This is a genomic window from Mesorhizobium sp. M0676 (genome assembly GCF_040320535.1).
GTDB lineage: Bacteria > Pseudomonadota > Alphaproteobacteria > Rhizobiales > Rhizobiaceae > Mesorhizobium.
Window position 1 is genome coordinate 1 of record NZ_JAMYPU010000058.1, and the last position, 13,237, is coordinate 13,237.

General features: G+C 57.5%; 9 protein-coding genes and 1 pseudogene. 1 reads left to right on the forward strand and 9 read right to left on the reverse strand.

Features of this window, described 5'->3' with window-relative positions:
* Positions 1–242: 242 nt before the first annotated feature.
* From NKI35_RS30685 to NKI35_RS30705, 5 genes are all read right to left on the reverse strand, one after another.
* The gene (locus NKI35_RS30685; protein ID WP_352742521.1) at positions 243–2,021 is read right to left on the reverse strand and encodes an ABC transporter permease subunit; all 1,779 of its coding nucleotides are present in this window, start codon (positions 2,019–2,021) and stop codon (positions 243–245) included.
* Between the two features lie 21 nt (positions 2,022–2,042).
* Positions 2,043–3,131: an ABC transporter ATP-binding protein gene (locus NKI35_RS30690; protein ID WP_502897194.1), complete on the reverse strand. Its 1,089-nt coding sequence runs from the start codon at positions 3,129–3,131 to the stop codon at positions 2,043–2,045.
* 244 nt (positions 3,132–3,375) lie between these two features.
* Entirely contained in the window at positions 3,376–4,482 is a 1,107-nt protein-coding gene (locus tag NKI35_RS30695; RefSeq protein ID WP_352742510.1) for an ABC transporter substrate-binding protein, read from the reverse strand.
* Positions 4,483–4,519: 37 nt separating this feature from the next.
* Complete coding sequence (locus tag NKI35_RS30700; protein ID WP_352742512.1) at positions 4,520–5,686, reverse strand: M24 family metallopeptidase; 1,167 nt, start codon at positions 5,684–5,686, stop codon at positions 4,520–4,522.
* Between the two features lie 681 nt (positions 5,687–6,367).
* On the reverse strand, positions 6,368–7,237 hold the full coding sequence (locus NKI35_RS30705) for a TauD/TfdA dioxygenase family protein (protein ID WP_352742514.1): 870 nt from the start codon (positions 7,235–7,237) through the stop codon (positions 6,368–6,370).
* Positions 7,238–8,315: 1,078 nt separating this feature from the next.
* Between NKI35_RS30705 and NKI35_RS30710 the strand changes: the two genes are divergently transcribed.
* Positions 8,316–9,539 carry an ATP-grasp domain-containing protein gene (locus tag NKI35_RS30710; RefSeq protein ID WP_352742516.1) on the forward strand — a complete coding sequence of 408 codons (1,224 nt, stop codon included), beginning with the start codon at positions 8,316–8,318 and terminating at the stop codon, positions 9,537–9,539.
* Positions 9,540–10,051: 512 nt separating this feature from the next.
* On the opposite strand, the gene NKI35_RS30715 is transcribed toward NKI35_RS30710, so the two are convergent.
* From NKI35_RS30715 to NKI35_RS30730, 4 genes and pseudogenes are all read right to left on the reverse strand, one after another.
* The gene (locus tag NKI35_RS30715; protein WP_352742523.1) at positions 10,052–10,750 is read right to left on the reverse strand and encodes a reverse transcriptase domain-containing protein; all 699 of its coding nucleotides are present in this window, start codon (positions 10,748–10,750) and stop codon (positions 10,052–10,054) included.
* Between the two features lie 155 nt (positions 10,751–10,905).
* Positions 10,906–11,474, reverse strand: a pseudogene (locus NKI35_RS30720) (transposase); the annotation flags it as partial.
* Positions 11,475–11,502: 28 nt separating this feature from the next.
* Positions 11,503–11,859: a RidA family protein gene (locus NKI35_RS30725; RefSeq protein ID WP_352742518.1), complete on the reverse strand. Its 357-nt coding sequence runs from the start codon at positions 11,857–11,859 to the stop codon at positions 11,503–11,505.
* A gap of 66 nt (positions 11,860–11,925) precedes the next feature.
* Positions 11,926–12,594, reverse strand: a complete 669-nt coding sequence (locus tag NKI35_RS30730; protein WP_352742520.1) for an aminotransferase class III-fold pyridoxal phosphate-dependent enzyme — start codon at positions 12,592–12,594, stop codon at positions 11,926–11,928.
* Positions 12,595–13,237 lie beyond the last annotated feature (643 nt).

The window sequence follows — 13,237 nt, forward strand, 5'->3', positions numbered from 1 at the left end:
GCGGGAATCAGGTGACGTGAACAATCACCAGCCTGCCATGACCGCCCCCTCTCAGCGAATTTGCAGAACTCTCAGCACACTACCGAAGGGCGCTTTGCATAGCGCGCCGAACCGAGGGCCGATAGGCTCCACAGATCGTGCGAGAGTGAACTTGCCGCAGCCGTGTTCACCCATGGATCGGCGGGTTTGGGCAGTTCGCAAATCGAGGCAACCTCCTCCGAGGCCGCCTGTAGGCCTGCAACTCAAGTCGCAAGTTGCCGTAGCGAGCGGTGATCTCTCGGCTGGGACCGCCACCACGTGAGATAGAGGATAATGAGCCAAAGCACGGGCACAAGCATTAATAGGGACGACACCGCGGCGATCGTGGGGTCGATCTGGTTGCGTATGTTCTCCCACATTTTGAGTGGGAGGGTACGGATCGAATACCCGCTAACCAACGATGTTATGACCACTTCGTCGAAGGAGTGGAGGAACGCGAACACGGCGCCGCCGATAACCCCTGGCCGGATCAATGGAAGCGTTACCCTCATAAAAGTCTGCAGAGGCCCCGCGCGCATGCTTTTGGCTGCCTGCTCCAACGTTGGATCGAAATTCGCCAGCGTCGCCGATACGATCACGACGACAATGCCAATGGCACCGATGCTATGGGCCAGGACGATCCCAGTTTTCGAGCCGATCAATCCCAGATTGACCAGTCCGAGATAGGTCGCGATGCCGACGACGATGACGGGAATGGTGACCGGAGTCAGGATCGTCATTGTCACGAAGCTGCGTAGCCGGGGACAGGTGCGGTTGAGGCCATAAGCCGCGAGCGTCCCGACGATAGTCGACAGGATAGCCACCGCTACGCCGATCTGGATGCTGGTCCAAGCAGCGCCATTCCAGGACGAATAGCCGAAGAAGGATCGGTACCATTGCAGCGAAAGGCCCGAGGGTGGGAATTCCAGAAAAGCCCCGGCACTGAACGACATGATAATGACGATTAGGCCAGGTGAAAGAAGGTAGATCATTACGAGTAATACGAACAGCGCGCCGACGATGTTCGATAAGCGGCTGCCATATCCTGCCTGGTAGAGGTGGGTCGTCCATAGCTTCGCCCGATAGGGACTGAGAAACTCACTAAAATAGCGCTTCAGCACGCTAAATACGGGTAGCCGCCCGACCCAAGACTTCCGCGCTGGTGTCGGCGCGCGCCCCTGTGCACCCGCGAGGTCAAGGCCTAGCATGGAAAGCACGGTAACCGCGATGGCAAGAAGGATGAAGGCTGAGGTGGCAATTCGTGGGATGTCGAAGGAGGTCGCGACTTGCCCCGCGATAAAGGTAGACAGCATGGCATCACGCAACCCGCCGAGGGCGGCTGGCGTTACATAGAACCCCAGACAGAATACGAAGACTAGCAGTGAACCACTGCGCACGCCCGGCAAGCTAAGCGGGAAGAAAACCCGCCAAAAAGCTGTGAGCGGCCGCGCTCCCATACTGCGGGCCGCCGCCATCAGCGATCTGTCGATGCCCATCATGGCGCTAACCAGAGGCAGAATCATCAGCGGCAGCATGATGTGCACCATGCCAATATAGACGGCCCTGGTGTTGTAGATGAGCTGCAGCGGGCTGTGGATCACCCCGAGGTGGAGTAACAAATTGTTGATCACGCCGCGATCGCCGAGAATGACAATCCACGCATATGTACGGGCCAACCCGCTGGTAAGATAGGGGATGATGACGAGGCCAATGAGGGTTACGCGCACGCTCATCGAGGCGGTTACGATCAGATAGGCTGTGGGATAGCCGACGATGAGGCAGATGACGGTGGCCACGACGCTCACTTCGATGGTCTGGAAGAGCACGCGGACGTTCGCCGGTTGGCGAAAAAACATATAATAGTTGGTTGCCGAAAAGACCGGCGCATTGATGCTGGTCAGGAACAGATGGAGGATCGGTATTCCGAATACTACCAGCAGGATGGCGAAGGCCGGTACGGTGAGCCCAATTGGCATTTGGCCCATTTTTTGAAAGGTCTTCATCACGTCTACGCTCCTGGTGCGTTACGTCGCGACAAAGCGAATGTCGGACCGTAGCCAGTTGAGGCATACTCCGTCGCCGGGTCGGAAGATCGGCTGCCCTGCGGCGACATGTTCACGCACGATGAAAACGCTGCCACCGACGCGCACATGGTATTTCCGCAATGGCCCGGCATAAATCATGTCGTCGACGATGCCCGTAACGGACTGGCGCAGGTCTGCATAGCCGCGCTTCCGCGCATCAGTAGCGACAATGCGGATACGTTCGGGCCGGATCATAGCCACGGTGCCGGACGGCTGCTCTGCACTGGATTCAATCTTGAAGTTGGGATTTTCGAAGAAGTTGGCCTCACCCAAGAATTTTGCCACGAAGCGTGTTGCCGGCCGGTCGTAGAGGGCCTCGGGACTGTCGGTCTGCTCAATCCGGCCCGCGCGCATGACGACGATGCGGTCCGACAGGGTGAGCGCTTCCTCCTGGTCGTGCGTAACGCAGACCGTGGTGATGCCGAACTCTTTGTGGAGGCTCTTCATCTCAATCTGCATCTGCTCGCGGAGGTTACGATCGAGGGCGCCGAGCGGTTCGTCAAGCAAGAGGAAGGGCGGATCTGCGATCAGCGCGCGGGCGAGCGCCACGCGCTGCTGCTGGCCACCGCTCAATTGCGACGGCATACGGCCACCAAAATCATTGAGGTGCACGCGCTCCAGCATGCGGCGGACCCGTGTTGTCCTCTCAGCAGCGTTTATGCCGCGCATTTCGAGCGGGAACTCCAGGTTCCGTGTCACCGTGAGATGCGGAAAAAGCGCATAGCTCTGGAAAACGATGCCTTGATCGCGCCGATAGGAGGGCACTGCGGCGACGGAACGCCCAGCGATCAAGATATCACCGGCAGTCGGGGCCTCGAAGCCGGCGAGCAGCATCAAGGTTGTAGTTTTGCCCGAACCGCTCGGACCGAGAATGGTTAGGAATTCCCCACGACTAACTGTCAGTGACAAATCTCTGACCGCCGTGACCTTCCCGTAGGTCTTAGTGACGCTGCGGAATTCAATCTGCGGCAGAACGGGGCTTTTCTCCAACGCGGCATCCTCTGAGTTTGGGACGCGGGGTGCATGCATGTTCACTGTCGCGCCTCCAACACGATCCGACCGCTGACGGACACTTGCTATTACCGTAGCTGCTCGGTCCAACTCGACGCGGAATAGAGGGGTAGAACCCCTGCATCCAGCCAGTTTTTCGAGCCCTTATGCGCAATCCCCAAGTTTGCCAAAAAGCGGGGATAGCATTGGAGCCATTCATCTCCGGGTCAAGCCGAGCGACGTGACCGTTCGCTCGGCCGGAATAGCTCCAGTGAATCCAGGTCTATTGAAGAACCCATTCATTCCAGCGCTGAATGAGCAGTTCGGTGTTCGTCAGGCCATCCGGCCCCACATCATTATACCACTGCCCATTCAAGGAAACGCTGCTCTTCATATATTCAGGATAGGTAGGAAGTTTGCGGGCGACCTTATCCGGAATCAGCTTGAAGGCGTTGCGGTTGGTTGGACCTTCGGGGAATAGCTGCGAGAATGCCGCCTGGCGGTCAGCGCGAGTAACAAATTCGATGAACTTCTGCGCGTTCTGCACATTGGGACCCCCCTTGGGGATCACCCAATAGTCCCATTGTAGCTTGGCCTGATTCCGATTGATCTCGACTGGTGCACCTTGGTCGATCAGAAGAAGCGTCCGCCCGTCATATGACTGCGCGACATCGACTGCCTTATCATGCAACATTTGCTGGATCTCGGAGCCCGTGCCCCACCACTTACGGATATGCGGCTTGATCTTATCTAGGCTAACGAAGATGCGATCGATGTCCATCGGATATAGTTGATCAGCGGGCACGCCATCAGCCAGCAGAGCTTCCTCCCAAGGTCCTTCCGATCCATACTGCCCTGACACCATCGTTCGGATGCCCGGAAACTTTTCGACGTCCCAGAAATCGGCCCAAGTTATTGGCCTCGGCTTGCTAGCAGGGGATGATTCAGTATTGTAAACCATGTTGTACGAATAGATGAGCGAGGCGATGCCGAACGGTTGCTTGGCAAATTCAACGATGCCGTCTAGATCTTCCTTTTTGTGAATCGAATAATTGATCTGCTCGAGGAGGCCTTTTCCCGCTAAGGTTAGGGCAGAACCTTGCCCTATATAGCCAACATCAAGCGTAACGTTGCTCGATTTCACCATCAACTCAATCTGGCCCATGTTTGTATCGTCGGTGATCGGCCTCACCTTGATACCTGTCTCAGCTTCGAATGGTTTGATATAGGCCTCGATGGTGGCTTTACCCACATCGCCGCCCCCCACCGTGACCCTTAACTCACCCAATGATTGGGCCGAAGCCGGGCGAACGACGGAAGACAGTATGCCGACCGCGATAGCCGACGACGTCGCTTGCATGAAACGTCTGCGATTTATCCAAAATTTCATTTTAAGTTCCCGTTTTTTAGCGGCCTCGCGGCCGAGATCATGCGCGATAGAGCGTGGGTGGTGTTTGGCTCAATAGTTCCACACCACGCTCTGTCACTAAGACGTGAGCGCCAGCCCCGAATAAGTAGCCATTTTCGCTGCACAATATATTTGGAATGTGCAAGGTCATGCCGGGCTTCAGGATATCCTCCGCCCCTGGCTCCAAGCTCAGGTCACCACGTTCAGTCCAATTAATACCAGTCTGGTATCCGGTTCGTTGGCGAAAGACTCCCTTTCTCCCAGACCGCTTCAGCACCTCACGACCGGCCGCGTCCACTTCCGCCGCGGAGGTGCCCGGCTTAACTGCGGCAACGAGGACGTCAATGACCTCCTCGGCCAAGGTGTGTAGAGATTCAACCTCAAGATGTCGGCCAAGCACAGCGCACCGGACCATCCCTACGGTGTATCCGTGTTTTGATGCACCGATTTCCAGAAAAGCCGGCTCGTTATTACTAATTGGATGCTGAGATGGGGGGGCATGCGGCAACTTCGTCCGTTCTCCGAACAAAATGGTACCGCCAGAAAGCCCAACTTCCCCGCCAGCGCTCCTAGCCTCTGCCCTGATGGCCGCCGAAATGGTCGCCGCCATCTCCAGTTCGGTAACACCTTCCCGTAGCGAGCCTTGGAAGGTTCGCAATGCTAGGTCAGTCGTGCGCATTGCGTCGCGCATGCACTTGAGTTCTAGCTCGCCCTTTACCGCTGCCACCGAAGAGACCAGCCGAGTCGCATCAACGATCTTCAAGCCGGGAAGCTGCGACTGAAGCGCATTGACATCTGCCACCGCTAGGTTCCAGCAACCAAGCTCAAAACCGATCCTCTTGCTTTGCAAGCCATACCGACGAAGGACATCGGCACACACTTTCCTAAAATCTTGCTGCTGGGTATAAGTAACCACTTCCTCAATGCAACTATACGAACGAACCGCTTGCTCATCATACTGTCGGATAACAAATATTGGCGACTGACCGGGCACCATGATCAAAGGAAACGGTGCGAAGTATCCACCATTGCCATCATATCCAATAAGATACCGAAGATGGCCATGGGCAGTCACTACAAGTGCGTCTAGCCCCGCGCTCGCCACTGCCGCCAGCACGTTGAGCTGCCTGCGCTCGTACTCGGATTTCGGGAACGGGACACCCGTCAGAGGAATAGCTGAGGACATCGTGGCCATATCTCACCTCAATGATTTGCCATTTTGTGGTTCGGTTACGCAACAGTACGCATCGGACCGATGTTCGAAGCTGTCGCTTAACGTTCCAGGCTTTGGTTCAGGCAGTTGCGAGGCTTCAGCATCCATCGGAGGTCCGAATGAACAGGCCACAAGAACGCCCGTCTCACGCCGCTACGTCGAGAGATGGCGCTGTCGCTGATAAAAGGCGCTTTTCCCGAAACCCATGCGGCGCGTTCTACCGCCTGGCGGCCAAGATCGTGGCACGCTGCGTCGAGCGCCGAGGCCGAAGGGCGGGCCGGCCGGGCCAACCGTTCCTCGCGGCTCGCCCATACCCACAGGCCACTGCTGCGTCGATCGTGAGCGCGTCGTGGCGCTGCGGCGTCGCCTGAGTCGGCGTCTCCTGCCACCGTCAGACGGGTTCTCCAGCGGTGCTGACTATCGCGGCTGAGCGATATCAACCCGGCCGAAACCGGTCCGTGCGGTACGAGCGCTTGCATCCCGGCGACATGATCCATATCTAGGGCCGCTTCACAACTCGGCCATACGATGCCTCCGGCCTCCCCTTCTCACATATCCTGGCCGACGAGAAACAGGACAAGCCATCGCCTTCCTCCTCATCGATCTCGTCTGACACTGGGGCGCCAGTTCTAACTTTCGTTAGGGGTCAGTTTCTCATTTCCGCCCAACGAACTTGAAACGCGCAACGCTGTACCGGCCGTCGACACTGACAGGCACCTCGCCCTCAATGGTCGCGCGACGAACGACGCGGCGTTGGTCGCCGCAATCGTTGGTTGCGCAATGCATCGTTGCTCGATTGTCCCAGATGGCGATATCACCCTGCTTCCACTTCCAACGCACCGTGTTTTCCTGCGCGGTGACATGAGACTCAAATAGATCGAGTAGCCTTTGGCCGTCATATTTGGGTATGCCAACGAAACGCGTTACATAAATTCCGAGCACAAGCGTGCGCTCCCCGGTCTCGGGGTGGACGCGTACGACTGGGTGCTCTGTCTCGATCATTGGTCCAATATGGGGCTCGGTAGAAGACCTGAGATACGATCCGGGGAAGCTGTGAACAGCCCAGAGTTCGTTGGCAAGCCGTTGCAGCGGCAACGGTAAGTCGAGATATGCGGTGGCGGTGTTTGACCAGACGGTGTCACCGCCGACTGGCGGGATCACAACGCCTCGCAGCACGGCAATCCTGGGATAGGCGTCCATGCAGGACCAATCGATATGCCAAACGTAAGCCCCGATATCGCCACGTGCGGAATCAATGTCGAAAATCGGCGTCGTTCCCTCCGGATACGGCGAGGGCTTCCCGAATCGCACAGCAAAACGCTCCTGCCCAGCGTCGTCGAGATGACCCTGGTCGCGGAAGAAGATGACTTTATGCTCAAGCACCAGGCTGTTTATCGCAGCGATGGCTTGGTCCGGCAAATCGGCCGACAGTTTGATGTTCCTGATTTCGGCCCCGATGCGCGCTGTGCATTTAACAACATCCGTAGGCGGAATAAAATTGTCGATCAAATCCTTTTCACTCATAGCCACGTTCTCCTTTTCTTTGCAAAGCTATCCAGCCGTGAAACAAAGCTTTGTCGTTCATTGTAACAACTCGATCTAACGTTTACCGGATTATAGGCGGTCGATAGAATTTTACTCTGTTGAACGAACTACAATGCAACATTTCTTAATCAGTGACACTCGTCAGATGCTGTGCTTAAAATCTTCGCCTGCTTAAAGCGCCGGGGAATCGCTGATCGGTGCCATTTTTTGCCAGAAGAAGCGCGCCATCCCGGCGCTTTGCAAGTATTTCCAAATTCTGTGGTGTATATCCTTCGATCGGGCATCAGACCAGAGGCTCTCGCGCGCTCGAACTCGATCGTATGGCTTGCATACTGTTGTCTCCTGTTCGCTGGCGGTAGTGTTACCGTGTCTCCAGTTGCACCGCATCCTACCAGCCCTAGTGGGTTGATCTCACCCGGGCGAAACCGGCGTGACGTCTCGGCTGACGTCATGGATCGTGGTCGCCTCGGCTATTGGCTTTCGGCCTCACATTGGAGTGCTCCGCTCGATAGGGTAGCCAAACACCTGCAGGGAGGCGGGCAGGTGAGACTGACGACGCGGATAGGATGGCCGCTGATGCGGACACATCAATTTTGCGGACCTTGAAGGCACGGATGAACCGGCGTCTGTCTTTGGCTCCCCGCAGTCGAGGGGCTTGGTGCGCAAATCCGGAAGATAGAGATTCGAGCTTTTGGCGTAGTATCGCCTGGTCGATTGTCGTTAAGCCGCGAACCGGTACTTTGGAATGCCGATGCAGTGCTCAGCGACCACTCGATGGATCATGTCGCCATTTTCAGCGACGTCCATGATGCCAGGGCAGAGGCTGACGGACTAAACTGGCGTTCCTTGAACATCGGCACCCTCGGAGGCGTCAAGACGCACCTTGCCAAACCGCGGTAACCAAAAGTCGCAACGTACCCTTCAAATAATTTTGCAGAATCTTTGCGACCGCAGATCGCTGTCAATTGTATGTTGACCGCAAGTCTGAGTATGCACGGCTAAAAAAGCTAACGCCACGTTCAGACCACCACACAACGCGCAACGAAAGGTCGACTTAATGGCAAGAAGAGCGCTCATTCTGGTTGAAGGTCACAGGAGCAGTGGTCTGCGATACGTCCAAGCGGCCCAGCGTCTTGGTCTTAGTCCAATTACTCTGTCGGCTGATCCGGCTCAGTACGAATATCTTGCTGCGGAAGGCGTTGAGGCAATTCGTGTTGATACAGACAATCTCGATGCGCTGATTCGCGAATGTTCCCGGCTCCGAGCTACGAACGGCATTGCTGGCATTACCGGCTTTGCGGGCGAAGACGAGTCGATCTCCGCGACAGTTGGCAAGCTCTGCCGGCACTTCGATCTACCGGGACCGAACCCCGCATCGATTGAACGATGCTCGGACAAGTTCGCTCAACGTAAACTCCTCGAGGAGGCTGGCGTTCCGATTCCTGCTTATCGCCTGGTAGCAAATGCGATGGGGATCGAAAGCGCTGCTGCCGAAATCGGCCTGCCGGTGATTCTTAAGCCAGCCGTCGGCAGCGGCAGCATCGGTGTCCGACTGTGCCGTAATGTCGATGAGTTAGCCGAACATACGACCTATCTGTTGGGTGGGAAGCACATATGGCCATCTTCCCCGAAGATGCTGGTCGAAGAATTCGCACAGGGCCCCTTTTATGCCGTTCACATGATGGGAAATGAGGTCATTGGGGTCGAGTCCTCTACCTTTCACAAGGCACCATATTTCGTCTTCAGTGGGGGCACCTTCCCCGCCCCGCTGAGTGATGACGAGCATAGGCGTATCACCGACGTTTCGCAGAGTTGCTTGGGAGCTCTCGGCCTTGGTTGGGGGCCAACGGCCGTCGAACTTCGGTGGACGAAGCGTGGCCCAGTCGTTATTGAAGTCAATCCGCGCATGAGTGGCAATCCTCAACCGGTTCAGCTGGCTTACGGTGTCGATCTCATCACCGAGCACATCAAGCTTGTCATCGGCAATGAATGCAATTTGCGCAGAAGCCATTCGCATGTTTCAATCTGGCGGTCCCTACTTCCTGATCGCGACGGCATCCTCGATTGGATTGATGGTGACAGTCGGGCGGCTGCTGTACCAGGTGTCGCCGAGGTCAAAATTTATATTGAGGCCAAGACGCTGATCGTCAGGAAAGGCGATTACCGGGACTCTATAGGCTATGTCATGGCCGTTTCACCCTCCCTTGCTCAGACCAAAGCGATACTTCAGCGTGCCGTCGACCTGATCGATTGGTCGATTAAACCATTTCCGACCGAATAGGAAAAATTAGCGCCCCCTCACCTCTCCGCACCAGAACAGGTACCCCAGGTAAAGGGTGATCGTCGCCGAACATGTTTCAATCGAGACCACGAGAGAGAGCGCCGGTCGATGATCATACTTTTGCCGTCCGTGAAAGTCCCGATCGGGCTGATTTGGCCGAGCCGGAAAATCCTGTTACTCGCCGTTCTGCGGCACGATCCTGACTGGCGACGGTTTGCCTGGCGTAGTGCCGGTGTCGAGTGCAGACTTGGCCCCGGCGTCGAGGCAGATCGCCGGAAGCCTGTCGCGCGAGCATGATAGAATCTCACCAACAAAGGATCGGAACCCCGGCACCACCCGATTGTACGCTGGTCCCCTGCGGAGAACTTCCGCGATCAGGCTCGTTGGTAAAGGCGACGATGTTAGACCTGCCGGTCACTTGCCTCGCGTCTTGCTGCATCCAATGTGCCGCGCTGCACAGGCTTCACATACTGCGATGGAATCAGACCCACTTCAGATCGTGGTCGAGTAGCTCAGCCATTCGGCTTTCGCCCTTCACAGTCCCGCACCCGGCTGTTCCCGAGGGTAGCCCGCGTCATATCCGTGCTTGCGCCCAAGTTTGAGTGATGCGCGTAGTTGGCAGGGAAGCGCGCCGTCAGTGTCTCGAACTCCGACCAGCCCATACGCCGGCTTGTCTGGCTGCGCCGTCTCAGACCGTAGCCATATCCGGCGCATTTGCCGATGGAATCCGTTGAGCGCTGGGTAGTTGTGCGGCCTGCCGTAGTAGCCTTGGTGTCCGCGCAGAACGGCAGCGAACCACCTGTGCTGTGCAGCCATTGGCGCGTGCATAGCCACCAAGTATCCTGGCGCAGCGCCCTCAGCTTGCGCGTCAGGCGTTTCCCTTCCGTGTTGTGCTTCACGATAACCGGCCATCCCGGGTCCGCCCCAGTAGTGGGTGAAGCCCAAAAAGGCGATGGTCTCGGGCCGCCGCTCGCCACGCCGCTGTCGTGAGAGGGCCGCGAACCACCCAACTCGATCAGCCGCGTCTTGTCCTCCTGGAGCGTCAGGCCAAAGCCGGCCAGCCGCGCCTTGAGGACCAACAGTATCTCCTCTGCATCGGCCTTCTTCTCGAAGCCCATGACGAAGTCGTCAGCGTAACGAACGATCACAACGCAACCGTGTGCATGGCGACGACGCCACTGGTGGGCCCAGAGATTGAGGATGTAATGCAGAAGATATTGGCGAGGAGCGGACTGATGCCCGCCCCTTGCGGGGTACCCCTGTCCGTCTCCTGCTTCTCGCCGCTCTCAAGGACGCCAGGTGCCGTAGCGGATGGTGTTGGACTTCGTCGGAGCAGCCTCCGGTAGGTTGAGCTGAGCTTATCGGTTCAAGCGGCGAGGTCAATCTGCTGATCTATTAGCAGCTTGATTGGAAGTGTCTGTCAGCCGTCCATTTTTTCGCATCGAGATTTGACCGGATACCATCAGCGCCCAGAACAGCATGGCCGCGGTGTCGGCCGAAGGCAGCACGGTCTGGGTCTTGACGCGTCGCTTGAACTCCTCATGCAGACGCTCAATCGCGTTGGTTGTTCTGGCGCTTTTACATTGGCTCGGCGGCAGCCGGGTGAAGGCGAAGAGACGCTCGCCGGCCTCCTCCAGGGCTATCGGCCACCGCGCGGCACTTGAGCCGCCATTTGCGCAGCAACGCCTTGCGGCGGATCTCGATCTCCTCCGGCGTGGCCGGGTAGATCATGTCGGTGTAATCGGCGCTGATCTCCTCGTGCAGGCGCTCGGGAGCGTGGGCGAGCAGATTCCTATGCTTGTGAACCGGCACGCCGTCCCGCAGGGCCGCGATCGCCCTGTCCAGTCCGGGCGCGCCGTCGACGATGAGGAACTCAGGTCGGCGCAAGCCGCGCCCGACGAGATCGTCGAGGGTGGCCCGCCAGGCAAGTGATGATGGTGTCCTTCGACATCAGGCTTCTCTCTCAGCTTGCGAGGATGGCACTGGCGGCAATCTCGACGAGAAGGCCATCGTCGATGAGCGCTCCAGCCTGGATCATAGTCGTTGCCGGTCGAATCTCGCCGAAGACGGAGCCGTGCGCTCTGCCGGCGGCTTCCCAATCGCTCATGTTGCGCAGGAAAATGTGCTTGTCGACGACATTGTCGATCGAAGCGTCGAGTTCGCGCAGCGCCGCGCCAATGCGCTCCAGAACCACGATGGTTTGCTGTTCCGCGTCGCCAGGGTGAAGTATGCCATCGGGTCCAGAGGCGGATGTTCCCGATATTACAATAATGTTTCCGGCGCGCACCGCCCGGGAATAACCGATGCCGCTCCCCAGCATTGGTCACGTCGACCCTGTGCCTCTTCATAAGCTGCTCCTCAACTGTTCTGGAGTTTCCTGCCGCCATCATGATGCGAGTGGCAGCAATGCTCGGTCGAACGCTCGTACTACCTCGTCAATATCTGCATCTTCCATAGCGGTGGAGAACGCCATCAACCCATTGCCCGCGATGATCACGCCTTCGTCGAACAACGCTTTGGCGAGCGCCGAAACCCGCGTAGCGCCATCCGCTGCGGCGAATGTGGAACGGTAGTCGCTCAATGGTGCGTCCGTCAGGTGAACACGGCGCAGCGAGCCCAGCCCGGTAACCTGCCCCGTGATTCCGTGTCGGGTGAAACAGGCACGAATACCCTGATCGAAGCGATCGCCGAGCGCCTTAAGCTTCTCGAATACAGGAGGCGTCAATTCTTCCAGAGCGGCTATTCCGGCCGACATCGACATGGGATTGGCGCTGAACGTGCCGCCATGCGGCACCGCCGGCTGGCCCTTGCTCGGATCGAACACCGACATCACTTCCGCACGACCGCCGATGGCGCCGATCGCAAAGCGGCCCCCGATAATCTTGCCGAGCGTGGTAAGGTCCGGGTCGATGTCGAAACGCCACGCACCATTGTAGCCAAGGCGAAAGGTGATGACCTCATCAAGGATAAGTAACGCACCGAGTTCGCGCGTGACCCGCCGCAACATCGCCGAATATTCGGGCTTTGCCGGCACGAGGCCGGCGCGATTGGGCATGACATCAACGAGCACGGCAGCAAGACTGTTGCCGCTGGCGCGCAGGATAGCCTCGGCGACCGAGGTATTGTTGGAATGACGACAACATCGTCGAGCACGCCTGGGCTGGCGCCCAATCCATCTCACCCCATGTCTTTTCGGCACTCGCTTGCGATGGATACTGCTGCACTCCGCGGTGGACCTTCTGACCATCCAGGCATTGCCTGCATCCTGGCGGCTGCGTGCAACCGCTCCAGCGTCACCGGTCCACCCATCTAGCCTGACCTCCGCAGCTCATCCGGAATAGGCTCTGAAACGGGGCTCGCCTTCAACGCCGGTGCCGAAATGGTTTTCTTCACGGGCGACCACCTAAGCTAGAAGGTGATGACGTAGCGGTTCCCCTTTATTTCCTCAAGATTTTAAATCTTGTTTGACCGGCTCGGAATTCGTAAATAGATCGATATCACACCCGTCTAATACTTTAGATGGTTGATCATCCGGCAACCTCCCGTCGACTGCGCCACGTTACAGATCGTTTGCTGTGTCCAATTGAAGACGCCTATGTGCGAAATCCGACACCTAGAGCAGAATCTGATCACTCAGGCATCCTGCGGCGCAGAAGTAGTTTGAGCACTCCTCGGCGGTGAAGCGTGGCAAGGCGTCG